This window comes from Microbacterium plantarum, assembly GCF_035231185.1.
In the GTDB taxonomy this organism is placed as follows: domain Bacteria; phylum Actinomycetota; class Actinomycetes; order Actinomycetales; family Microbacteriaceae; genus Microbacterium; species Microbacterium plantarum.
Map to the genome: position 1 here is coordinate 28,781 of NZ_CP141117.1, position 23,405 is coordinate 52,185.

General features: G+C 68.0%; 22 protein-coding genes and 1 tRNA gene. 8 read left to right on the top strand and 15 right to left on the bottom strand.

Annotated features, from left to right (window positions below):
• Positions 1 to 46 precede the first annotated feature (46 nt).
• Positions 47 to 286: a cell division protein CrgA gene (locus tag VC184_RS00135; protein ID WP_023953414.1), complete on the bottom strand. Its 240-nt coding sequence runs from the start codon at positions 284 to 286 to the stop codon at positions 47 to 49.
• A 127-nt stretch (positions 287 to 413) separates the two neighbouring features.
• Between VC184_RS00135 and VC184_RS00140 the strand changes: the two genes are divergently transcribed.
• The 4 genes from VC184_RS00140 to VC184_RS00155 all read left to right on the top strand — a co-directional run bounded on the left by VC184_RS00140 (position 414) and on the right by VC184_RS00155 (position 2,429).
• Positions 414 to 833 (top strand): hypothetical protein, encoded by a 420-nt coding sequence (locus VC184_RS00140; RefSeq protein WP_282501753.1) that lies wholly within the window; start codon positions 414 to 416, stop codon positions 831 to 833.
• A 74-nt stretch (positions 834 to 907) separates the two neighbouring features.
• Positions 908 to 1,633, top strand: a complete 726-nt coding sequence (locus tag VC184_RS00145) for a class E sortase (protein ID WP_258524581.1) — start codon at positions 908 to 910, stop codon at positions 1,631 to 1,633.
• Positions 1,633 to 1,791, top strand: coding sequence for a hypothetical protein (locus VC184_RS00150; protein WP_181574158.1), 159 nt, complete (start codon positions 1,633 to 1,635; stop codon positions 1,789 to 1,791). The genes VC184_RS00145 and VC184_RS00150 overlap by 1 nt, the downstream gene beginning before the upstream one ends.
• Positions 1,788 to 2,429 carry an anthranilate synthase component II gene (locus VC184_RS00155; RefSeq protein ID WP_323986939.1) on the top strand — a complete coding sequence of 214 codons (642 nt, stop codon included), beginning with the start codon at positions 1,788 to 1,790 and terminating at the stop codon, positions 2,427 to 2,429. The genes VC184_RS00150 and VC184_RS00155 overlap by 4 nt, the downstream gene beginning before the upstream one ends.
• Before the next feature lie 32 nt (positions 2,430 to 2,461).
• Here the strand turns inward: VC184_RS00155 and pknB are convergent, their stop codons facing one another.
• From pknB to VC184_RS00190, 7 genes are read right to left on the bottom strand one after another with little or no spacing between them, the layout of a single operon-like run.
• Positions 2,462 to 4,210 (bottom strand): Stk1 family PASTA domain-containing Ser/Thr kinase, encoded by a 1,749-nt coding sequence (gene pknB, locus VC184_RS00160; RefSeq protein ID WP_269268440.1) that lies wholly within the window; start codon positions 4,208 to 4,210, stop codon positions 2,462 to 2,464.
• Between the two features lie 13 nt (positions 4,211 to 4,223).
• Positions 4,224 to 6,071 (bottom strand): serine/threonine-protein kinase, encoded by a 1,848-nt coding sequence (locus tag VC184_RS00165; protein WP_323986940.1) that lies wholly within the window; start codon positions 6,069 to 6,071, stop codon positions 4,224 to 4,226.
• Complete coding sequence (locus tag VC184_RS00170) at positions 6,068 to 7,525, bottom strand: peptidoglycan D,D-transpeptidase FtsI family protein (protein WP_323986941.1); 1,458 nt, start codon at positions 7,523 to 7,525, stop codon at positions 6,068 to 6,070. The genes VC184_RS00165 and VC184_RS00170 overlap by 4 nt, the downstream gene beginning before the upstream one ends.
• A complete protein-coding gene (locus VC184_RS00175; protein ID WP_112616917.1) occupies positions 7,522 to 8,847 on the bottom strand; it encodes an FtsW/RodA/SpoVE family cell cycle protein in 1,326 nt (441 codons plus the stop codon). Before VC184_RS00175 ends, VC184_RS00170 begins: the two co-directional genes overlap by 4 nt.
• 56 nt (positions 8,848 to 8,903) lie before the next feature.
• Positions 8,904 to 10,139 carry a PP2C family protein-serine/threonine phosphatase gene (locus tag VC184_RS00180; protein WP_112615549.1) on the bottom strand — a complete coding sequence of 412 codons (1,236 nt, stop codon included), beginning with the start codon at positions 10,137 to 10,139 and terminating at the stop codon, positions 8,904 to 8,906.
• Positions 10,140 to 10,148: 9 nt separating this feature from the next.
• Positions 10,149 to 10,706 (bottom strand): FHA domain-containing protein FhaB/FipA, encoded by a 558-nt coding sequence (locus tag VC184_RS00185; RefSeq protein WP_269268443.1) that lies wholly within the window; start codon positions 10,704 to 10,706, stop codon positions 10,149 to 10,151.
• Positions 10,703 to 11,443: an FhaA domain-containing protein gene (locus tag VC184_RS00190; RefSeq protein WP_112615553.1), complete on the bottom strand. Its 741-nt coding sequence runs from the start codon at positions 11,441 to 11,443 to the stop codon at positions 10,703 to 10,705. The genes VC184_RS00185 and VC184_RS00190 overlap by 4 nt, the downstream gene beginning before the upstream one ends.
• Before the next feature lie 141 nt (positions 11,444 to 11,584).
• Between VC184_RS00190 and VC184_RS00195 the strand changes: the two genes are divergently transcribed.
• Positions 11,585 to 11,668 (top strand) — tRNA-Leu (locus VC184_RS00195).
• A gap of 143 nt (positions 11,669 to 11,811) precedes the next feature.
• Positions 11,812 to 12,222, top strand: a complete 411-nt coding sequence (locus VC184_RS00200; RefSeq protein ID WP_323986942.1) for a hypothetical protein — start codon at positions 11,812 to 11,814, stop codon at positions 12,220 to 12,222.
• A 40-nt stretch (positions 12,223 to 12,262) separates the two neighbouring features.
• Here VC184_RS00200 and VC184_RS00205 read toward each other — a convergent pair whose 3' ends face one another.
• From VC184_RS00205 to VC184_RS00225, 5 genes are all read right to left on the bottom strand, one after another.
• Positions 12,263 to 15,622, bottom strand: coding sequence for an ATP-binding protein (locus VC184_RS00205; RefSeq protein ID WP_323986944.1), 3,360 nt, complete (start codon positions 15,620 to 15,622; stop codon positions 12,263 to 12,265).
• On the bottom strand, positions 15,619 to 16,353 hold the full coding sequence (locus VC184_RS00210) for a DUF4194 domain-containing protein (protein ID WP_274179100.1): 735 nt from the start codon (positions 16,351 to 16,353) through the stop codon (positions 15,619 to 15,621). The genes VC184_RS00205 and VC184_RS00210 overlap by 4 nt, the downstream gene beginning before the upstream one ends.
• Positions 16,346 to 17,818: a DUF3375 domain-containing protein gene (locus VC184_RS00215; protein WP_274179099.1), complete on the bottom strand. Its 1,473-nt coding sequence runs from the start codon at positions 17,816 to 17,818 to the stop codon at positions 16,346 to 16,348. Before VC184_RS00215 ends, VC184_RS00210 begins: the two co-directional genes overlap by 8 nt.
• Before the next feature lie 120 nt (positions 17,819 to 17,938).
• Positions 17,939 to 18,157: a helix-turn-helix domain-containing protein gene (locus tag VC184_RS00220; protein WP_023953394.1), complete on the bottom strand. Its 219-nt coding sequence runs from the start codon at positions 18,155 to 18,157 to the stop codon at positions 17,939 to 17,941.
• Entirely contained in the window at positions 18,157 to 18,633 is a 477-nt protein-coding gene (locus VC184_RS00225; protein ID WP_323986946.1) for a DUF2975 domain-containing protein, read from the bottom strand. The genes VC184_RS00220 and VC184_RS00225 overlap by 1 nt, the downstream gene beginning before the upstream one ends.
• Before the next feature lie 267 nt (positions 18,634 to 18,900).
• On the opposite strand from VC184_RS00225, the gene VC184_RS00230 reads away from it, so the two are divergent.
• A complete protein-coding gene (locus VC184_RS00230) occupies positions 18,901 to 20,844 on the top strand; it encodes a hypothetical protein (RefSeq protein ID WP_282501766.1) in 1,944 nt (647 codons plus the stop codon).
• Positions 20,845 to 21,125: 281 nt separating this feature from the next.
• Here VC184_RS00230 and VC184_RS00235 read toward each other — a convergent pair whose 3' ends face one another.
• Together VC184_RS00235 and VC184_RS00240 are read right to left on the bottom strand one after the other, a co-directional pair.
• On the bottom strand, positions 21,126 to 21,629 hold the full coding sequence (locus VC184_RS00235) for a GNAT family N-acetyltransferase (protein ID WP_282501767.1): 504 nt from the start codon (positions 21,627 to 21,629) through the stop codon (positions 21,126 to 21,128).
• The gene (locus tag VC184_RS00240; RefSeq protein WP_282501768.1) at positions 21,626 to 21,976 is read right to left on the bottom strand and encodes an ArsR/SmtB family transcription factor; all 351 of its coding nucleotides are present in this window, start codon (positions 21,974 to 21,976) and stop codon (positions 21,626 to 21,628) included. The genes VC184_RS00235 and VC184_RS00240 overlap by 4 nt, the downstream gene beginning before the upstream one ends.
• A 90-nt stretch (positions 21,977 to 22,066) precedes the next feature.
• Here VC184_RS00240 and VC184_RS00245 point away from each other — a divergent pair, with 90 nt between their 5' ends.
• The gene (locus tag VC184_RS00245; RefSeq protein WP_323987792.1) at positions 22,067 to 23,380 is read left to right on the top strand and encodes an FAD-dependent oxidoreductase; all 1,314 of its coding nucleotides are present in this window, start codon (positions 22,067 to 22,069) and stop codon (positions 23,378 to 23,380) included.
• The last annotated feature ends 25 nt before the right edge of the window (positions 23,381 to 23,405 follow it).

Genomic DNA, 23,405 nt, shown 5'->3' on the forward strand with positions numbered 1-23,405 from the left:
GGGGATGGAATCACACCGGTGTGATTCACCCCATGTGGACAACCGGTCAGCGCCACCGCGTGGTCATGAGGAAGCCCACGAAAGCGATGCCGAAACCGATCACCAGGTTCCAACCGCCGATGCCGGGCACGGGAAGCGTGGAGTTGCTGAGATAGAAGACGAGCACCCACACGAGTCCGATGAGCATCAGCCCCAGCATGATCGGCTTGAACCAGACCGGGTTAGGTGCGTCATCTGCGGGGCGTCGCTCCACGGTCGGGTCGTCGTGGTCGCTGGAAGATGCCATGGGAGAATCCTAGCCGTCGGACCTCGAGTCGCCCGGGCTCACCCGTCAGGACTCCCACAGGCCGGCCGTGAGACAGTAGGGGAGTGCTCCGCCTCGGTGATGGCATGCCGAATCGAGAGGGGCCGAGATGCCCGCATGGTGGGAACAGATCGTCCACGCAGTGACCGGCCGCGTCAGCCGGCACGACGACCTGCCGGATCTGCGGGAGCTCCCGTCTCGCGCGGTCAGACTCGAACGCACTCACTATCTCGTGAACGACCGTGAGCGACAGAGCCGTCATCCTCGTGCCTATGTCCTGCGTACCGAAGTGGACGCGTCTCGGGGCCGCGGCAACATCGCAGCCTTCTCGAACGGTCGCGGTGTGGGATATCTCCCGGAGTCGGTCGCGGCCGAGATGCATCCGCTGCTCGACGACCTCGGCGGTGCCGCGGTTGTCAACGGCGCAGGCGTCAGGACCGGCAGCATCCGCCTCTGGGTCGATCTGCCGACATCCAGCGCGGTGCGCCGTCTCGTCGCCACAGTGAGTTCTTCCAGGGCTGCGGGCTAAACTCTGCGACTGTGGAGAGCACTCGCACGTCGTCCCGACGCTCACGTCGCTCGCCGTCGCGCCCGCGGCGACGCGTGAGTGTGATCAGCGTCTTCGGCGAGCTCCTTCTGACCGCCGGTGTGGTGATGCTGCTCTTCGTGAGCTGGCAGATGTGGTTCGGCGACATGATCATCGGATCGCAGAAGCAGGCGGAGGCCGCGGCGCTCGCGCAGCAATGGCAGACCCAGGCCGAAGAGGCTCCGACGCCGGCCGAGACGCCTACCGGTGAGCCCGAGCCGGCGGACCCCGCCGCGATTCCCGTGCTGGCCGAGCCCGAGCCGGGCGCGGAGTTCGGCATCATGTACATCCCGCGTTTCGGTCCCGACTGGCAATTCACCATCGCGAACGGCACGGCGAAGAAGGCGATCCTCGACAAGGGCCACATCGGTCACTACGAGGGTTCCGCGATGCCGGGCGCCGACGGCAACATGGCTGTCGCCGCGCACCGGTGGACCTCGGGTGCGCCCTTCGACCCGGTCGACCGGCTCGTGGTCGGCGACGCCATTGTCATCCAGACCCAGGACGGCTGGTACACCTACCGATTCCGCAACGTCGAGTACGTGCAGGACACGGCGATCGAGGTACTCAACCCGGTTCCCCAGCAGGTCGACCTCAGCGCTAACGGCAAGTACCTCACCCTCACGAGCTGCGCCCCGAAACTCAACATGCTCGAGCGCATCATCTCGTACGCGGTCTTCGAAGAGTTCACCCCGACCTCGGCGGGTCCGCCGGCGTCGCTGACAGAGGGAGTCTCCGCCTGATGTACGGAGCACTGTGGCGAGTTCTCCCCGGACCCTGGTGGCTCCGGCTGTTCTTCCTGCTCATCCTCGCGGCTGCGGTCGTCTATGCGCTGTTCTTCTGGGTGTTCCCTGCCATCGCGCCGTTCTTCGCGCCGGGCGAGGAGTCGACGGTCGGGTGACCGCGATCCTCGTGATCGACAATCACGACAGCTTCATCCACACTCTGGTCGGCTATCTCCATGAGCTCGGCGCTGAGACCGAGATGGTGGAGTCGGATGCTGTGAGCGACCCCTCACACGTGATGGCGGGCTTCGACGGCGTCCTCGTGTCGCCGGGACCGGGCACTCCGGAGGATGCGGGCGCCTCGATCGACGTCGTGCGCGCAGCCGCGGCATCCGCGGTTCCGCTGCTCGGGGTGTGTCTCGGGCATCAGGCCGTCGCGGTCGCGTTCGGCGCGACGGTGGGGGAGGCGCCGGAACTCATGCACGGGATGACGTCGGACGTGCGACACGACGGGTCTTTCCTGTTCGAGGGCGTGCCGACGACATTTACGGCGGGCAGGTACCACTCTCTCGCCGTCGACGCCGCGACGGTGCCCGCCGAGCTGCGGGTCACCGCACGCGCGCCGGGCGGCACGGTCATGGCGATCGCCCACCGTGACGCACCCGTCGTCGGCGTGCAGTTCCATCCCGAATCCGTGCTGACCGATGGCGGCTACCGGATGCTGGGGAACTGGTTGGCGTCGGTCGGACTGAACGGCGCGCAGGAGCGCGGAGCGCGGTTGCACCCGCATCGACGGGATGCAACCGTCACCTGAACCGGTGCGCCGGAGCCGGTGAGGCGCGGGTCTCAGCTGCCGGTGCAGACCCGGAGCGTGACGGTCGATCCGATCGGGACCTCGCCCGGTGCCAGCGACTGCGACGAGACGGTGCGACCGCCCGCTGCTGCCGCGCAGCCCGGGTCTTCGACGACCTCGGGGATCAGCTGACGCGATTCCTGCTGCAGCTCGCGCTCGGCGGCTTCGACGGTGTACCCGGTCAGGTCGACGAGGGTCACGGTGCCGCTGGCGACGACGAGATTGACCGACGATCCCATGGCGAGAGCCGAGCCCTCGGGCGCCGACGCCTCGATGACCGTGCCGGCAGGCAGGGTCGGATCGTTGCGCGATCGAACGGTGCCCAGCTGCAGCCCGGCACGTTGCAGCGCTTCGGTCGCCTCGGTGCGTGAGAGGTTCTGGAGGGTCGGGACGGTAGCCATCTCTTGGCCCGTCGAGACGTAGACGGTCACGCGCTGGCCCGGCGAGAGGGTGATGCCTGCTGCGGGCTCGGTGCTGATGACGTCGCCCGGCGGCACCGCGTCGTCGCTGCGGTCGGAACGGACCGGATCCAGCTCGGCTTCTTCGATGAGATTCTCCGCCAGGTCCCACGACTTGCCGGCGACCTCCGGCACGACCCGCGACGTACTAGGCACGGTCGTGGTCGTGTCACGGAATGCCAGGACCCAGATGAGCACCGCGATCAGCAGGGCGGCGAGCACCGCCACTCCGGCCCAGATCCAGCTGACGGGCGGGCCGGACTGCGTGCGGCGCATCGTGTTGTCGGTGCTGAGCTGACGCAGGGATCGTGCCGTCTCGGCCGCGTGCCGCGGATCCGGCCCGTACAGCTCGCTCGCGAGGGCCCCCATCTGGCGCTTGGTCGGCTGCTTGCCGCCGACCGCCTGGTCGAGCGCGGCCCGGAACTCCGTCGCGTCCTGGAATCGCTGGAACGGGCTCTTCGCGAGAGCGCGCAGCACGACGGCATCGAGCGCGCGCGGCACGTTCTCGACGATCTCCGACGGCGGTAGGGGAGCTTCGCTCACGTGCTGGTAGGCGACGGCAACCGGCGTCTCACCGCGGAACGGCGCCCGCCCGGTGAGCAGTTCGTAGAGCACGACACCGGTCGAGTAGAGGTCGGCGCGCGCGTCCACCGGCTCGCCCTTGGCCTGCTCGGGGGAGAAATAGGCCGCCGTGCCGATGATCGCTGTGGTCTCCGCGACCGTCGACGACGAGTCCGAAACGGCCCGGGCGATGCCGAAGTCCATGACCTTCACGGTGCCGGCGTCGGTGATCATGACGTTGCCCGGCTTGATGTCGCGGTGCACGACCCCGGCGCGGTGCGAGTACTCGAGGGCTTCGAGGATGCCGTCGACGTAGCGCACCGCATCCGACTCGCTGATGGGGCCGGCTTCGACCATGTCCTTCAGCAGTCGACCCGTCACGAGCTCCATGACGATGTACGGCACGGAGTGGTCACTGCCGTCGGGGTCGGTCTCGGTGTCCTCACCGGCGTCGAACACACGGACGATCGACGGGTGGGCCATCCGCGACGCGGCCTGCGCCTCGAGGCGGAACCGCATGCGGAAGCCGGGGTCGTCGGCCAGCTCGCGCTTGAGCACTTTGATCGCCACGTCACGCCCGAGGGTGACGTCGTACCCCCGGTACACGCTCGCCATTCCACCGCGCCCGATGGGCTCGTCGATGCGGTAGCGCCCTGACAGCACACGTTGCTCTGCCGACACGTCACTCCCTGCGTTCGACTCGTACTCGGATGTGGGACTCATGGTCGAACCGGAATCAGTCGTCGCTTCCGCTGCCGTTCCCGCCGCCGTTGCCGCTTCCGCCGCCGTTACCCGGCTGACTGGGCTGCGGCGTGTTGGATGGCTGAATGATGGTCGCCGCCGCCTCGTCAGAGGCGCCCGATGTGCGGTCACCGCTCTCGCCGGCGCACGTCACGCTGTACTTCACCGAGAGGGCGGTGGACTCACCATCAACGGTGACAGGCGCGGGGCGCTGGTTCAGACTGAAGCTCGATGTCTCCTGGCCGTTGGCGAACTTTCCGCCGGAGACCGTGAAACTGTACTGCGAAGGGGTCAGCCCGGCGGGGCACGAGTACTCCGACCACATGACCTGCACGGTGGAACCGGCAGTCACGCTGGAAGCAGGCTGGCCGTTCGACTGGATCGTCGGCTTGGCCGGTCGCTCGAGGGGGCTCTGCTCGGCGTACGAGGTCAGAGTCACGGAGTCGGTCGGCTTGACGTTGCCGAGCGGAACGACCTCGTAGACCTGGCCGATCTGGTCCTCGCTCGGGGCCGGGTTGCCCGGCGCGCAGGTCACGTTCTCGAGGCCCGCCTGTGCCGCGACGGCGAGGGCGTCCTCGCACGAGCGGCCGGTGAGTCCGAGACCGTCGACATTGATCGTCGAGGGGCCACTCGGGCTCGGAGGCGCCGAGGGAGTGTCCGCGGGGGTCGCCGGTGCCGAGTTCGTCGGACTCGAGGGCGCAGGCTCGGGGTCTCCGCCGCCGGAGAGCAGGGCGAACAGCGTGCCGCCGAGCACGATGACGAGCAGGGCGATGAGCGCGACGAGCGGCCAGGTCCACCGGCTGCGCTTGCGCTTCGGCGTCTCGGCGAGGTTGTCGTCCGCAGCAGCGAGTTCGGACGCAGCGCCCGCCGCACCCGCGGCCGCGAGGCCGGCCCCGGCAGCGGCGGCTCCGGCCGGGAGCAGCAACGTCGCCGTGTCTCCGCCTGCGGAGGGCATCAGCTGCGTGACGTCGCTCGTGCCCGCACCGGCCGCGATCGCCGGCACCGCGGCATGCGCCGCGGCGAGATCGCCACGGCGAAGAGCGGATGCCGCGCGCGCGACGGCCGAGGCGGATGCCGGACGGTCGTCGGGCTTCTTCGCGATCATCGCGAGGATGAGCTTCTGCACCGGGTCGGAGACCGTGGCGGGCAGCGGCGGCGGCTGCTCGTTGATCTGCGCCATGGCGATCGCGACCTGCGACTCACCCGTGAACGGACGCTTGCCCGCCACGGACTCGTACGCGACGATGCCGAGCGAGTAGATGTCCGTGGCCGGCGAGGCCGGGTGCCCCGAGGCCTGCTCGGGGGAGAGGTACTGGACGGTGCCCATGACCTGACCGGTCGCGGTGAGCGGAACCTGGTCGGCGATACGCGCGATACCGAAGTCGGTGATCTTCACACGGCCGTCGGGCGTGATGAGCAGGTTGCCGGGCTTGATGTCGCGGTGCACGAGGCCCGCGGCGTGCGCAGCCTGCAGCGCCGAGGCGGTCTGGGCGACGATGTCGAGCGTCTTGTCGGACGACAGCGAGCCCTCGCGCTCGAGGATCGTCGACAGCGCCTCGCCGGGCACCAGCTCCATCACCAGAAAGGCGCTGCCGTTCTCCTCGCCGTAGTCGAAGACGCTCGCGATGCCCTCGTGGTTCACGAGCGCCGCGTGACGGGCCTCGGCGCGGAAGCGCTCGAGGAACCCGGGGTCGCCCATGTACTCGTCTTTGAGGATCTTGATCGCGACAGTGCGGCCGATGACGTGGTCAGTGGCTTCCCACACCTCGCCCATACCGCCGATCGCGATCCGCGAATCCAGTTCGTAACGCCCGCCGAAGCTCACGCCTTGCATGGGTCTCATCTGTTCAGCACCGCCTCGATAACCTTCTTCGCAATGGGGGCTGCGATCCCGCTGCTCGTCCCGGCCTGCCCCTGGCCGCCCCCGTTCTCGACCATCACAGTGACGGCCACCTGGGGGTTGTCCGCCGGCGCGAAGCCGGTGAACCACAACGTGTACGGATCGCCTGGACCGTGCTCCGCAGTGCCCGTTTTTCCGGCGACATCGACGCCGTCTATTCTTGCACCGCTCGCCGCTCCGTCACGGACATTGGCGACCATGAGCGTCCGCATCTGCTCGGCGACATCCTTGCTGAGAGCACGGCCGAACTCGCTCGGCTCGAACTTCTCCTGCACGGTCAGATCGGGTGCGACGACGGAGTCGAGAAGCTGCGGCTTCATCACCATGCCGCCGTTCGCGATGCCGGCCGAGACCTGGTTGATCTGCAACGGCGTCGCGGTCACGTCCCCCTGGCCGAACCCCGAGAGCGCCGTGCGGGCGTCGTTCAGCCCGCGGGGGTACTGCGACGCGGCGGTCGCGAGCGGGATCTCCATCTCGCTGTTGAAGCCGAACTTCTCGGCCTCTTCGCGGATGGCGTCGTCGCCGAGCTCGACAGCCAGTTCGGCCATCGGGATATTGCAGCTGAGCCGCAGCGCGGTCGCGAGAGTGACCGTGTCGCCGGGGCCACAGGTGCCGAGGTCGAAGTTGTGAAGCGTGTTGCTCGTGCCGGGGATCGTCCACGTCGCCGGGTTCGGGAACGTCGACTCGGGCGTGTAGTTGCCCGACGACAGCGCGGCGGAGGCCACGACGAGCTTGAACGTCGATCCCGGCGGGTTGAGATCGCCGTCGATCGCCCGGTTGAAAAGCGGCTTGAGCGGGTCGGCCGCGAGTTCGTCGTACGCGGCGTTGACGCCGGCGGAGTCGTGCGACGCGAGCAGGTTGGTGTCGAAGCTCGGGCTCGTGACCATGGCGAGGATGCGTCCGGTCGAGGGGTCGCTCGCGACGACGGCGCCCTCGTAGCCCTGGAGTGCGTCGAAGGCCGCCTGCTGGATTCTCGGGTCCACCGTGAGCAGGACGTTCGATCCGCGCGCCGGTGCGCCCGAGATGATCTGCTCGAGACGAGCGAGGAACTGGGTGTCGTCGGTGCCGGAGAGCGACTGGTTCATGATCTGCTCGATCCCCGACGACGACCCGAGCACCGGGTTGATCCAGCCGGTGAGGGGCGCCCACATCGCGGCATCCGTGTACTGGCGCTGCCAGGAGTAGATGTCGCCGCTCGGCACGGATGCCGCCACGACCGAACCGCCCGCGATGATCGAACCGCGCTGCACCTCGAACGAGTCGTACAGCGTCCGCCGGTTGCCCGGGTTCTCGTTGAGCGCCTGGGCCTGGATCACCTGGATCCAGCTGGTCGAGACGAACAGGGCGAGGAACATCGCCAGCATCACGAAGCTGAGTCGTCGCAGTTCCTTGGTCATCCGATCACCACCCGGGGTCGAGAGCGAACTGCATCCGAGATGCGGAGGAGGAGGGCCACGATGATCCAGTTGGCCACGAGGGACGAGCCGCCGGCAGCCAGGAACGGTGTCGTGAGCCCCGTCAGCGGGATGACGCGGGTCACACCGCCGACCATGATGAACACCTGCAGCGCGATCGTGAACGACAGGCCCGTCGCGAGGAGCTTGCCGAAGTCGTCCTGACCGGCGAGGCCGATGCGCACGCCGCGGCTCGTGAACACCATGTAGAGGCACAGCAGGGCGAAGACGCCGATGAGGCCGAGCTCCTCACCGAGGCTCGGGAAGATGTAGTCGCTCTGCGACAAGGGCGTCATCCAGGGGCGACCCTGGCCGAGCCCCGTGCCGATGAAGCCGCCCTTGGCGAGGCCGTACAGGCCGTTGATGAGCTGGAAGCTTCCGCCGGCGGCGTCGACGTTGTTCGGGTCGAACGGGTTCAGCCAGTTCTGGAAGCGGCCGTTGACGTAGGGGAGCACCTGCGAGGCGAGGATCACGCCGGCGAGAACCAGGCTCAGGCCGATCATGACCCAGCTGGTCTTACCGGTCGCGACGTAGAGCATCGCGATGAACATGCCGAAGATCAGGGTGCCGGTGCCGAGGTCGCGCTGCAGCACGATGATGCCCAGCGAGATCGCCCAGATCACGAGGACCGGACCGAGCTCGCGAGCTCGCGGCCAGGTGACCCCGAGGAATCGAGTTCCGACCGATGTGAGGGATTCGCGCGTGCGGACGAGGTAGCCCGCGAAGAAGATCGCGAGGGCGATCTTCGCCAGCTCGCCGGGCTGGAACGACACGATGCCGCCGATCGACACCCAGACGTCGGCGCCGGCTTCGACGCCGAGGCCCGGGACGAACGGAAGGAGAAGCAGCGCGATGCCCGCGAACCCGAACACGTAGGTGTACCGGAACAGCACACGGTAGTTGCGCAGGGCGATGACGACGATGAGGGCTGCCACGAGGGCGATCGCGCACCAGACGATCTGACGCACGGCCAGCATGTCCCAGCCGGCTGAGGTGCCCTCCAGGTCGATCCGATAGATCATGGCGATGCCGATGCCCGAGAGGAGCGTGGCGATCGGGACCACGAACGGGTCGGCGTCGCGCGCCCGGAGGCGCAGCACGACGTGGATGGCCAGTGCGAGCGCGTCGAGCACGGCGCAGTAGATCAGGAACGACGAGTCGATCGCCCCGTTCTTTCCGAGCTGCACGAGGGCGAGGGCCGCGGCGTTGATGACGAACGCGAACAGGAGCAGGCCCAGCTCGCGGTTGCGCTGCGTCTGCGGCATCCGCAGTTTGCGCAGCGCCTTGATGACCGAGGTGTCGGCCGAGACGGCGGTGCCGGTCACGATGATCCTCCGTCCACGCGCAGATTCTCGACGATGGCTTGGGCCTCGGCGAGCGAGTCGGCTGAGATGGTCTGCTTCACCAGGTCGAGCTGGTAGGGAGCCAGGTCGGCGAGGGGGATTCCGGTGTCTTCCTCGGGCGAGGAGAGCGAGATCGGTCCGATGCTCGGCGGGATGCCGCGGTAGATCACGACCGTGTCTTCGTCGACGCCGACGAAGTAGCGCGTCTGCGTCCAGCTGTAGGCACCGAAGAGCACGACCCCGATCGCGGCCAGGATGACGATGAAGCCGGCGAACCAGGTGATCCGGCGGCGACGTGCGCGGCGGCGGTCCTCTTCGATCAGCTCCTCGAGGAACTCCGCGGCAGGCTCGAAGTGCGTGGGCTCGTTCGCGGCCTGGCGAGCAGGATGCAGCCAGCTGCTGCGCTGCGGGCGAGCGGCGGGCACCTCGATACCGAGCGGGTGCGACGCCGACCCCACGACCGTCGGTGGTCCGCTGAACAGCGGGTGCTGGCCTCCGACGTCGACGATGACGATCGTGACGTTGTCGGGCGCACCGCCGTCGAGGGCCTGCTTGAGGAGGCTGTCGGCAGTGCGGCCCGGAGCCCAACCCTGCCCGAGCGCCTTCGCGGTGTGGGCGTCGTCGACGACGCCCGACAGTCCGTCGGAGCACAGCAGCCACCGGTCGCCGGGCTGCGTGGGCATGATGAACGTGTCGATCTCGGGATCGGGGTCCATGTCACCGAGCACACGCATGAGCACCGAACGGCGCGGGTGGTAGCGAGCCTCTTCGGGGGTGATGCGGCCCGAGTCGACCAGACGCTGCACGAACGTGTGGTCCGTCGTGATCTGGGTCAGTGCCCCGTCGCGGAAGAGGTACAGGCGCGAGTCGCCGATGTGCGCGATCACGGCGTACTCGTCGACCATGACGAGCGCGCTGACGGTCGTGCCCATGCCGGCGAGCTCGGGGCGCACCTTGACGGTGCTGATCAGCTCTGCCGCGGTGTCGGCCAGCGCCTCGCGCAGGGCGGCCTCGGCCTCGGTGGTCGTGGAGAAGGCTTGGTCGAGGCTCTCGAGCCGTCGAACCGCGAGGCTCGAGGCGACGTCACCACCGGCATGCCCGCCCATGCCGTCGGCGACGACGAACAGGTTCGAGCCGCAGAAGCCCGAGTCCTGGTTGTTGGAGCGCACCTTCCCGGTATGCGAGATGGCGGCGCTGGAGCCCTGGAAGACCATACGTGCGGGCTACTTCCGCAGTTCGAACGTCGTCGCGCCGACCTTGATCGGCGCGCCCACGACGATCGGAACCGGAGAAGCGACGCGCTCGCCGTCGTGCCACGTGCCGTTGGTCGAGTCGAGATCCTGGATCATCCACTGATTGCCCCACAGCACCAGACGCGCGTGGTGGCTCGACGTGTAGTCGTCGCGGATGACGAGACCCGACTCGCTCGAGCGGCCGATGGTCAGCGGCTCGGAGCCGAGCGGAAGCTCGAGGCCGGCCTTGGGGCCGCTCGTGATGACGATGCGCGACACGGCGTCGGTCGTCGCCTTTCCGCCCTTGCCTGCCGGGGCCGGGGTGCCGACCGCGCCGACGGCGGCGGTCGCGGCATCCGGAGACGACGTGGGCGGACGGGTGACCGCGGGGCTCGCAGCCGGGGCAGCACCGGCTGCCGCCGGCTCGGGGAGCTTGCGCACCTTCACGCCGAACAGGTCGGCGCGCAGCGAGTACACGACGGCGAAGACGAAGAACCACAGCAGGACCAGGAAGCCGATCTGCAGCAGCAGGAGGGTGAGCGGACTCATCGGGCTTCACCTCGGGTGTCGTACATGCGGGTCGCGTCGGCCGCCGACATCCGGGGCCGCGCGGGAGCCTGCGCCTGCGGGACGACGCGGAAGACGATGTCGGTGCGACCGATGCGCACGACGCCCTCCGACGGCAGGGCGGCCTCGCTGACCCGCGCGCCGTTGAGCTGGGTGCCGTTGGTGGAACCGAGGTCGCGCACCATGGCGCGCTCGCCGTCCCAGAGGATCTCGACGTGCTTCCGGCTGGTTCCGGCATCCGGGATGGTGATGTCGGCGTCGCTGCCGCGTCCGATGACGGTGCGCGCTGCGACGATCGGATGCCGCGTGCCGTCGATGTCGAGCACGGCCTGCCACGACACGCGGGCACCCGCATCGGAGTTGGAGTCGACGCGGACGGTGCCGGTCGAGAGCTGCGGGTCGTCCTGCAGGGAGACCGAGACGGCACCCGAGAACGAGTAGCCCTGAGCCTTGGCGTGCTTCTCGACCAGGCCGCGGAGTTCGTCGAGGAGAGCGGGCCCGATCGCGTTCATGCGCTCGGCGTCGTTGTCGGAGAGGCGCACCGTGAAGGCGTTCGGAACGAGGATGCGGTCGCGGCTGACGACGGCGGCCTTCTTGTCGAGTTCGCTGCGGAGGGCGGAGGCGATCTCCACTGGCTGGACGCCGCTGCGGAAGGTCTTGGCGAACGCGCCGTTGACGGCACGCTCGAGACCCTTCTCGAAGCTGTCAAGTAGTCCCACGGGGCTCCTCAGGCAGGCGGATGGTTGCTTCATCGTAGTCAGCGAGGCTGAACGGACCATGCATTGGGGCTCGGATCGCGGCTCAGGAGCCGCCATCGGCGTGATATCCTCGGGAAGTTGAGTTCGTGGAAACACGTTCTCGCGCGAGTGGCGGAATAGGTAGACGCGCTGGCTTCAGGTGCCAGTGCCCGCAAGGGCGTGGGGGTTCAAGTCCCCCCTCGCGCACAGTGAGACGGAGGCCTCCGACCGGGAAACCGGCGGAGGCCTTCGGCGTTCCGAGCAGGTTCGCGTGGACGATGATCGGCCCGCCCTGGGGGATAGCGCCCGGCTGGGGGTGGGGCGTGAGCTCGTAGCATCACCCCATGGGCATGCAGAGGACGATCGTCGATCCGCAGACGTGGCTGGAAGTCATCGTGCCCGACTTCGCGACCGATGAGGAAGCTCTCGATCGCTCGCGTCGCCGAGAAGCTGGCGGGGTACCGGCGGTCAAAATGGAGCCCGACTACGGCTGTATCTTCCCGCTCTGGCCGGAGAGCAGCGGCGCCGTGGAAGACATCGCTCGTCGCCTCCCCGAGGACGTGGTCCGAGACCTCATGCTTTGGCAGGGACGGTTCGAGGCGGGATACGTCTTCCCGACAGGTTGGCGTTCCGACGGGCACCGCAGCGAGTGGCTGGAGCAGGGCGAGCGACTGTTCACAGTCGTAGAGAAGGCCCTCTGGTCAGACTTCGACGTCATCCCGAGCTTTCGGCGCACGACGAGGGAGAGCGATCGCTTATAGGCATGGGTCGTCTGATCCGCATGCCCGGGACCGCGCGCCGTTACGACGCCGGGGCCTCCAGGGCCACCTTCGGCTTAGCCCACGAGCGGCCGCGCGTGTCCTTGAGGATGTCGTACTCGACGTCGACGTGCGGCTCGATCGCGCTGTATTTGTCGTTCGGTGCGCCGATCACGAGCTGGAAACCGAGTCCGCGCCATGCTCCGATCGCACGCTTGGTGAAGTGCGCATCGGCCTTGATCAGGGCTTCGTCCATGAACACGGGCGCGTAGCGAGGTCGCTCGGCGCTCGCGTCGCCGAGCTGGTAGCGCAGGGCCGCGCCGACGATGAAGGCGATGAGCTCCTGCGACTCGCCGCCGGATTTCTCGCCGATGTGGTCGTAGAGCGCGACGTGCTTCTTCGTCACGGCATCCACGCGCTCGGCGCTCACGCGAACGTGGTTGCGGACGTCGATGAGGTCACCGAAGTCGGGCGCCGACCGCCGCATGTGCCCGATGAGGCGCGACATCCGGCGGTACGCGTGCTCGCGCTCGTCATCGGTCGTGGCGTTCTCGATGAGCCCGCGCACCTCGCGCAACTCGCGCCGGAAGCGACGGCGAGGTTCGGACTGGTTCTCGCGCGTCGTGATCTGCAGGCGGTGGTCGTCGTCGTAGAACGGGAGGTCCTGCATGATGCGGTTGATCGGGTCGATGCGATCACGGATCTCGCGAATCGATCGGCTGAGCGTCGAGTCGAGGTTCGTGAGGTCGTTGCCCGACAGTTTGAGCAGGCTGTCGCGCCACTCGGCCTCGAGCTCGTGCAGTCCACTGGTCTCGAGGGCCTGGAGAGCGCGTTCGAAGTCGTCGATCGAGCTGTCGGGGTCGGGCAGCAGATTCGGATTCGGCCACCGCTCGAGGAAGCTCGCCATGATGCGTCGCAGGCTCTCCCGGCTCTCGTCGAGGGCATCGACGGCCGCGCGTCGGTCCTCTGCGAGGCGCTGCGCGGCCGTCGCGAGGGCTGCGGAGAAGCGGTTCAGCGCCTGGGACGGGCTGCCGTCAGAGGTCGGCCCATCGAGATGGAATCGCTCGTCGAGGAACGCGGACTGTGCGGCGGTGAGAGTGCGCTCTGCCCGCTCGGCGTCGTCGAGCACGGACTGATCCGAATCGACGTCGTCGATCACCTCGGCCCACTGTGCCTCGATCTGATCACGTTCGATCGACACGCGGGCGATCTCATCGCGCAGGTGTGAGATCCGGTCCTTGATGTCGGAGATCCGTCGCTGCACATCGGCGATCTCGGGGTTGGCGGCCGTGACGTCGCTCTGCACGCCGATCCAGCGATCCCGTTCCGCGGTGACCGCCTCGACGTCGACCTCTTCCCAGGTCAGGTCGGTGATCTTGGCGTACACGGCAAGGCGCGAGTCGACGGTGTCTAGTTCGCTCTCGGCGACCTTCCGCTCCCGCAGGGCGTCGTCGAGACGGCGGCGAGCGTCGTCGACGAGACGTGCCACGTCGTGCCGGCGTCGCTCGTTCGAGAACCCGAGGACGTTCTCGCGACCGTGGCCACCGTGCGCGCCGCGGTTGCCCTGCGCCACCTGTCCGGTGATCGTGAGCGCCATGCGATGCTTCGGCAGCTCGGCGCTGGAATCGACGCAGACGTATCCGTGGCGGGTCTCGAGCCGCTCCTGCAGCCAACCGGTGAACGGCGAGGTCTGGTAGTCGAGGCGCCCGGGCAGGGTCTGCGGGTCGAGGTTGGCGACCGGCTCCATGCCTGCGTGCACGCCCTCGAAGCGCAACCGCACGGGGGTGTGGACCGATTCGATCGCCGCCCGGAAGCGCCCCAGGTGAGCGGTGTCGATCAGCACCGTGGTCGCGAAGCCGCCGAGCGCGAGGTTGAACGCCTCGCGCCACGGCTCGAACTCGGTGCGCACCTCGACGAGCTCGCCGACGAAGGGAAGGTCTGCGGTCGTGAGTCCCGCGGCCTCCGCGAGCCGCTCGCGCGACTCGTGCAGAGCGGGCGGGATGTTGCCGTGGCGTGAGGCTACGCGCTGAGCCTCCGCCTCCAGCTCTGCGACCTCGATCCGCGCGGCCTTCGCTGTCGACGCGGCTTCAGCGAAGGCGGAGCGGGCACGCGCCTTCGCATCGGAGTCGGCGAGCTCTGCCCGGGCGCGGGAGATGAACGCGGTGAACTCGTCGCGGTTCGAGAGCTCGACGCCCAGACTCTTGACGGCGGTGTCGAACACCTCGCGGTGTCGCCGGACGTCGGCGAGCCGTCGCTCCACCTCTCGCAGCTCGCGCTGCGCCGTGGCCAGGCGATCCCCGCCGGAGAGCCGGAGCACGTCGATCAGGCCGTCGCGTTCGGCCTCGGCGCCATCCGCGAGGGCGCGCTTCTCGCGCAGCGTGACCTCGGCCGCGGTCTTGCGCTCGCGCAGCTCGGTCTCGACGTCACGCAGCATCGCCAGGCGTCTGTCGGCTCGCCAGAGGGTGGCGAGCGACCCGGCATCCGAGAACGAGCCGACCTCGTCGATCAGGTTCACCCGCTCGGCGGCGGCGGCCATCTTCGCGCGCAGCTGCGGGATGGGCGTGAGCGCAGTGACCTGCTGCCGGGCCGTCAGCATGCGCATGCGGGTGCTCTCGAGTCCGTCGAAGTGCGCGACGACCGCGTCGGCGGTCTCCATCGTCTCGGGCTCTTCGAGCACGAGACGCTTGTAGAGGTCGTCGACGGTCGTGATCTGCTGGCCGGCCTGGATGCGCGCGAGCAGGCTCATCGCCTTGGCCCCGGCCCCAGCCGCCCCGATGCCCAGCACGGCGTGCAGGCGGGCCGAGAACTCGCGGTCCGTTCCGACGGGCTCCAGGCCCGCAGCGCGCACGGCGGAATCGGAAAGTCGCTGCGCCGCGGCCGGCTCGAGTGAGCGGAGATCGAAGGCCCGATCGGTCGTCGCCCGCACACGCACGGTGTCCTCGAGCACGCGTGCACTCGCCGGGATGTACCAGGCTCGCACCGCCGTGAACTGCGACCCGTCGTGATCGATCCACGTCATCGACACCGCGGTCCAGGTGTCTTCGCCGTCGCCGCGGAGGACGGTCATCTTCGTGCCGTCCTCGGTGCGCGACTCGTCGATCTTGCCGCGGCCGTAGGACAGGATGTTGCGCTGCTCGGAGCCGCGCGGACGCCCGGTGACGCCACCGTTCGAGGCGCCGTTGAAGGGAGTGGTGTGGGGCATCATGAGCGCGATGTAGGCGTCCATGAGCGTGGATTTACCCGACCCCGAACCACCGCACAGAAGAGTGGCACCGGGAGAGAAGCGCACGCGGTGGGCGCCCTCGTAGCCGCCCCAGTTGATGAGCTGAAGGTCTTCGGCGAGCCACTGCTGGCCGCGGGATGCCGCCGGGATGAGCCCGAACAGCGTCTCGAGCATCGTCACAGCTCCTCCTCCTGAGGCTCGTCGTCTTCGTCGTCTTCGTCGGCCGCGACGCCACCGGTGTCGTCCGCCTCCGACCGGTCGCGCAGCCAATCGCGCAGTTCGCGCAGCTTCTCGGCGCTGAGGACGATCTCGACGAGCGGACTGATGCGGAAGCGTCCCGTCGTCTCCTCGTCGACGATGCCGTCGCGAGCGAGCCGGTCCATCGCCTTGCGGATCAGTCTCTGCCGCTTCGCGGTGTCGCCGTCGGCATCCGCGAAGTAGCTCATCACGGTCTGCTCGACGTCCTCGATGTCGACCCGGGCGGCCGGCTCCCCGGCCGCCGACTCCCGCTGATACACCGTGCGCAGGTGTACGAGGACGAGGGTCTCGGACCGCGTGTATGCGGCATCCCGAAGCAGGATCGGAACATCGAGCTCGTCCGAGCGCACCTGCTGCTTGTAGGCGACGCCGCGGTCGTGGTCGATCACGAGCCGCACGAACAGGTCATTGAGGCGAGATTCGACGAGCTGCTGATTGTCGAGCAGGGCCGTCCACTCCTCGCGGTTGCGGTCGGCGAGCACGAACCGCCGCTGCAGCAGGTGGACGAGCACGCGGCGCACCGCGGGATCGAGCACCCCACGATCGCCGGGGAAGAGCTCGCCGAGGTCGTCTTCCATCGCAGCGGGCTCGACGAACGCGCCGTCGACCGGAGCCTCGCTGTCGGCTGTGCCGAGGGTGGCGGTGTCAGTCATCGTCGGGCTCCTTCGAGGTGCGGGCGGTCACGGATCCGAACGCGAAGCGCCGTGTCGTCCCGTCGGGGCGGCGCGCCTCGACCACCGAGAGGTCGTCGCTCTCGCGCATGCCGTTGCGGTGGGCGATCTCGAGGAGTCCGACCAGGTCGACCGGACGGCGCACGTCGTCGTCCGCGGCGAGGAAGGCCTCACCCAGATCGAACTCCTCGCCGAGCGCAGCGACGTGAGCCTCGAGCTCCGCATAGCGCGGACCGCCCCACGCGCGTGTATCGGCATCCAGAATCTCCGCGTCTGCGTCGGACGCCGACAGCGGCGCCGGCGCACGCGGGGGGCGGATGTCGGTGGTCGACTGCCGCAGGTGGCGGATGTCAGCCGTGGGCAGGCTGCGGACCATGTCGACGGAGGCCTCGGATGACGTGCTGTGCGTCCAGGCCTGCAGACCGGCCATGACATCGCGCAGCAGATCGTCGACGTGGCGATCGCGGATGGGGTCGTGCGTGCGCACCTGGGCGGTGATGACGCGCGACGCGCGACGCTGGGCGGTCAGAACCTCTTCGACGCCGAGCTCCACGCGCCGTGAGATCGCGTCGAGCTCGGCGCGCTGCTCGGTGTCCATGAGGCGCGCGAAGGGTTGTGTGAGCAGGGTGTGCAGCTGGTCAGTGAGGCTGTCGATGCGCTCGGGATCGCCGATCAGCTTCAGCGCGCCGGCGAACGCCCGGCCCTCGGGGGTGGACTGCATGACGTACTGGCCGCGCTGCAGGTACTCGCGCAGCACTTCGCCGGTGGGTCGCACGTCGCGCCGGAGGTCGGCGATGACATCGCGCTGCATGGCCTTAATGGACTCCGCGACGCGCGTGAAGTCGGCGGGCAGCTCGCGCGCGAGATGCAGCACGTTCTCCGCCTCTTCGAGGAGCTGCTCATCGTCGATCGGCTCGGACTCCCCGACCTGGAGGCGCGCGATCTCGGCGTCGAGGGCATCGCGTTCCCGGATGAGGCGCGCGAGGCGCACCTCAGGGTCAGTCTCAGCGTGGTCTGAGAGCCGCTCGACGGCTTCCAGGAGGGTGCGGACACGGGAGTTCGAGACCCGGGTGCGTCCGCCGGTGGTGCGTCCGGTGATCTCCAGGGCGCCCACCGCGTGGGCCGTCAGCCGGTAGACCTCGACGTCGCCGTCGATCTGGGGGACGAGCCATCCCACCCGCACCCAGTAGCGACAGATCTCGCGGGCTGTACCGGCCGGCAGCGCGCGATCGTCCTCGTCGTATCCGGCTGCACGCAGCTCGTCGACGATCTCGGCGACCTCGGCATGCGCATCCGAGATCTCGACGGACGGCCGGTCGACGGAGAAGACGAGTGAGAGCGTTGCGACCACGAACGGCGCGTAGCGGCCGTGGAGGAGATCGAGCGTGGGGGTACGGAACGCCGACAACGCACGCACATATGCGGCCTCAGCGCGAGTACTTCCCATCCATGCAACAGTATCCGGCGCGCCGACATCGAACTGTCGGTCAGATCCCGTCGAGCGTCGGCGGATCTCGCCATCCGCACGTCCGGCGACCGGATGCAAGACACCGGCGGGTCCCCGAGCCTACGTGACGGCTGGGGCGTTGTCGTATCGGAGTATGTCGCCGGGCTGGCAGCAGAGCGCCTCACAGAGGGCAGAGAGCGTGGAGAAGCGGACGGCCTTCGCGCGACCGTTCTTGAGCACGGCAAGGTTCGCTGGCGTGATTCCTATCGCCGCGGACAATTCAGCGACGGTCATGCCGCGTTCGTCCATGAGCCGGTCGATGTCGACGACGATCGGCATCAGGTGACTTCCGCAAGGTCGTATTGCATGGAGGCGGACTGCCGAAGCAGCGTGAACAGCACGGCCAGGATCAACGTCGCCGCGGCACTGACTCCGATCGCGGCGAGCATGCCGAGCATGAGCGCCGGCGGCGTGACATGCGCGGCGTTGAGCACCACGAACATCGCGAGGGTGCTGAGCCCGATCGCGGCGGGGCACCACGTCAGCGCGCGCACCCACGTGAAGGCGTCGGTCGTGAAGATGCTGTTGTCGCGCACAAGATCGAGCAAGCGCCACGTGACGATGACCGCTGCCTGACCGCAGGCGATGACGAAGGCTCCCCACCCGATGATGGCGGGCGCGATACTGGCGACCTCCGCGTATGCGCTGGCGAGGCCGGCGACGTTCGCGGGGATGATGAAGAGCTGGAGCGCGAGCCCGATGAGGGCAAGTACGGCGAAGACGATCTTGGCGGTGGCGATCAGGGTCCGGCTCATATCGCGCTCCTTCACTAAGTATCGAGAAACGATAGATCGTTTTTCGATAGGCGCCTACCCCCTGGACGCGTAGCGGCCGGGATGCCGGCCGGGTCAGCAGGCCTCACAGCGCAAACCAAGTGCCTGGCGATGGCCGGCCATAAACGATCGTTCCCGGCGGGCTGCGAACCGTGTGAGGGGTCCACGCCGACCCCGATCAAGCCGCACGCGAGATCAACCGGCTCTCCGAATGGCTCACCGGCGAGCAGCTGGGGAAGCATGTGTCAGGTGGCGGCGGCAGAATCGCACCATGACGCGCAGACCCCCGCCATCAATGGCTACCCCGACGCACGCCCAATCCGTGACGGTCTGCGCATCCTCGGCTGGACGCTCCGCGGCTTCACCCACGGCGCCGAGCGCCGTAAAAGCACGAAGCGTGCACGCCGCTTCTCAGCCTTGATGTTTGTGGCCTGCATCATTGGGGCGCCAGCGCTCGCTCTCATGTACCCGGCGATGATCGCACTTCGCCGCCACACCAGGTACTACATGACCCCCGAGCGGGACGCCACGCTTGCGATCACGGCCAAACGCGACGCCTGGCACGTCGCAGGCCACACCACCGCCCAACCTGGATCGCAGCGCGGTCGAGCGCTCAGACGGGGCATCGCTCCGCTCCTCACGCCCGCCCTTGACCAAGCCGGCAAGGCACTCGTCGCCGTCGCGGTCAGCGAAGGGCGCGCTCAGGACTACAGCGCAGATGTCCCCGGTCTTGTACCGCAGGGGCAGGCGTGGCCCCGAGGGGTGAAGATGCGGCGTGAGCCTCGAGCGCTCAGCCGCAATCGGTATGAGAGCACCCCCACACCGAAGAAGCCGAGCTGGTTGAGCAGAAACTACGGTCGGCTCGTAGCGATTGGCGTAGTCGTCTACCTGGTCGTCGCTCTCTACGCTGTCATCAACTTTCCACGACAGCTGCTGAACAACTGGCTGCCGGACCTCGACGACCTGGAGCGAAGCAAACTGCTGGGCTCAGCAGGGAACCTCGTCCTACTTTCGATCGGCGGGGTTGCTGCCGTTATTGGTGTCGGGATCAGCCTCTCTCGCCACCACCAGGAACGCGAGGCGGCCCAGCGCGACCTTGATCGGTTGAACGACGACCGGGCGCGGGAGCAATCGCGCCGGGAGGAAGTAGATGCACAGTGGCGCGTTGAGACAGAGCGAACCCTGCGAGAGCGCTTCGTGACGACCGTTCAGCTGCTCAGTGACCGATCGCCCGTGAACCGGCAAGCGGCACTGTTCGCGCTCGGCTCCCTCGCGGATGACTGGCACGCATTCGAGAAGCCCGACGAGGTACAGGTCTGTATCGAGGTTCTCGCGGGCTACCTTCGTGCTCCTCGCTCCGACGACATGCTCCTCCCGCCGGATGATGAACTCGATCCAGACGACTCGCCCACTCCTGAGGAACGTCGGAGGGCGCAGTGCACCACCCCCCAGGAAGTCGCAGTCAAGCAAGCCGGCTACACGGTTATTCGCAACCACCTGTACGACGGTTCCGAGTCCGGCTGGCACAACCGGACGATCAACCTCGCTGGCGCCCACATCGACTTCACTGTCGACCTCAGCGGGGCCGTCATCCTCCCCCACGGCAGCGTGAGCTTCGCGAGCGCGCACATCGGTCGCGGAGGCCTGTTGCGATTCGTCCGCCTGCACGTGCTCGATGGAGGTCGCGTCTTCTTTGACGACGCGACGGTGCAGGATCAGGGCGTTCTAACATTCTCGGGCTCGGTGATCCGGCATGGTGGGGCGCTGTCGTTCCGGAAGCTGGCCGTGCAGTACGACGGGCAAGTCCTTCTGGCTCGGGCTGATGTCGCGGGCGTTATCCGACTCGATCAGGCGCGGATCGGCTACAGAGGCTCCGCAAAGCTCACTCTCGTGAAGATTCAGAAAGCTGGCCTGATCAGCTTTTCCCATACAAGGGTGGAGAACCATGGCACTGTCGACGTGAGCCACGCTCAGATAAGCGGCGGCCGGGCCAACCTGAGCATTGCGCGGATCAGTCGACTATCGGACGTGATTCTTCGCGACGTAGAGATCTCCGGTGATGGAGTGATCGAGTTACCGGGAGCCGCGATCACCGTTCACGGCGGTCTCGAACTGGACGGGGCGGTGGTTGGAGACGGGCCGGTGATACTACCGAGCGGGGAATCACTGGTTCTCCCCACGGGAACACCCTAGAAGGGCCGATCTTGCTCCTGATCGTGGCGGTCCCGGCCGTGCTCCGTGAGTGGGGGCGCTGCTCCACCCTCCACTGTTGGGGCGGTTCGCCAGCATCTCCCTCGTCGCGGCAGGGGTGTTCCATTTCACTCGGTCGCATGAACTGGGCGAGACGCGTGCCGACCGATAACGATCGTTTCTGGGACGGTCGAGTCGTGCGCCGCGGAAGCCTGCCGAAACTCAGGGCCGTATCGAAACCCGGTTTCGGGACAAACGGTTTCGGCAGGGGGTTTTGACGTGCCTTAGGGGCGGCGGCGCTCGATGAGTATCGTGTCGCGCCAGTTGCCAGCCCAGGGGCCGTAGGTCATGTACGCGATGCGTTCGCGGTGGCCGATGCGGCGGAAGCCGGCACGCTCGTGAAGGGCCAGGCTGGCGGTGTTTTCGGGGAAGATGCTTGCTTGCACCGTCCAGATGTCAGCGGCGTCAGCTGCGCGCAGGAAGGAGGTGAGAAGTGCCGTGCCGACGCCGCGCCCGTGGGCGCGATCGGCAACATAGACGGAGTGTTCTACGACTCCGCGGTAGACCTCGCGTGCAGAGACGCGGGATGCGGCAACCCAGCCGAGGACTGAGCCGGCGGGATCGGTGGCGACGAGTCGGCCAACCTGGAGCTTTCCTTGGTCGAAGTCGGCCCAGGATGGAGGCTCGCTTTCGAACGTCGCGTTTCCGGCGGCGATGCCTTCACGGTAGATCGTTTCGACCTCGAGCCAGTCCCTCTCGGTCAGGGCCCGTACGGCGATGTCGCTCATGCGCGGAGGGCGCGGGATGCGGCGTCGAGAGCGTCGGTGATGACGCGGTAGTAGGCCCATCGGCCGCGCTGCTCGCGGGTAACGAGACCGGCGTCGACGAGCTGCTTCATGTGGTGTGACACGGTCGGCTGCGATAGGCCTACGGGCTCGGTTAGATCGCAGACGCACGCTTCCCCGTCCGCGGATGCGGCGATCAAGGACAGCAGGCGTACGCGGGTGGGGTCGCCGAGTGCTTTGAATGTTCGAGCGGTGCGCTCAGCGTCTTCAAGCGAAATCACCGCCCCGGTCACAGGAGCGCAGCACGATTCGCTTTCCGCGGGAGGAAGGAGCGGGAGCTGTGCAGTCATACTGCGATCCTCTCACGTCGTATTGACAGTCGTCGATGTATCGATGATGCTCTACCCATCGATGTTCGTCAATGGATGAGTGAGGTTGCTGTGGAAGACGTCTTGCCGGTGGCTGTGATCGGCGCGGGTCCTCAGGGTCTTGCCGCGGCCGCGCATTTGCTTGAGCGAAGTGTGCCCGTTGTGGTGCTTGAGGCTGGCAGTTCTCCTGCGGCTGCGGTTGCGGAATGGGGGCACGTGCGGCTGTTCTCCGAGTGGCCTGAGCTGATCGACGCGGCGGGCGCTCGTCTCCTGGACGGCTCGGGGTGGCAGGCTCCGACGACGGGGTACCCCACTGGGGCGCAGTGGATTGAGAGGTACCTCGCGCCCCTGGCTGCCGCCCTGGGTGATCGCGTTCGCTTTGGTGCCCGGGTGATGGGAGTTTCGCGGCTCGGCCGGGACCGACTTGTTGATGCTGGCCGCGGGGATCAGCCGTTTACCGTTCACGTCTCGCCTGCTCAGGGGGAGGAGTATCGGCTGCAAGCCCGAGCTGTGATTGACGCATCCGGCACCTGGTCGACCCCCAACCCGGCGGGAGCTGACGGGCTCCCCGCTATCGGTGAGGCGGCGTCCGCGGACCTGCTCTCGTACCGCATCCCCGACTTTCGTGACCGTGCTGGTTTCGCCGGCAAGCACACCGTTGTCATCGGTTCGGGACACTCGGCCGTGACGGCCGTGCTGGCCCTTGCCCGCATGGCTCGCCGGGACCCCTCGACGACGGTGACCTGGGCGCTACGCCGAGCCACCGCTGGGAACACCTTTGGCGGGGGCGACGCTGACGAGCTGCCCGCACGCGGCGAGCTGGGGATCAAGGCGAAAGAGCACGTCGATGCCGGCCTGGTATCCCTCGTCACCGGGTTCCGGGTCGAACGCGTGACCCGTGACGGTGAGCGCCCCGTCCTAGTCGCGGAGGACGGTCGCACTCTCACGGCCGACCGGGTGGTGGTGCTCACTGGCTTCCGCCCCGACCTGTCGTTCCTCTCCGAGCTGCGGTTGGAGCTGGACCCGACGTTGCAGGCGCCGGTTCGGATCGCCGCGGAGGTGGATCCGAACGTGCACTCCTGCGGGTCCGTCGCCGCGACCGGCGCCGGCGACCTCGCCCAGCCCGAACCTGACTTCTACCTCGTCGGGGCGAAGTCCTACGGCCGTGCGCCGACATTCCTCGCGCTCACCGGGTACGAGCAAGTCCGCAGCGTTGCAGCTGAAATCGCGGGCGACCGCGAAGCCGCCCGCCGCGTCGAGCTCGTCCTCCCGGACACTGGTGTTTGCGGCGGCGCAGGGCTGTTCGATGCATCCGGGGCGTCGCTAGGCGGGGCGTGCTGCGCGCCTCCGGTATTGCAGATCGGACGGGCGCCGGCATCGGTATGAGAACGCAGAGGGGGCAGGCCGGCGG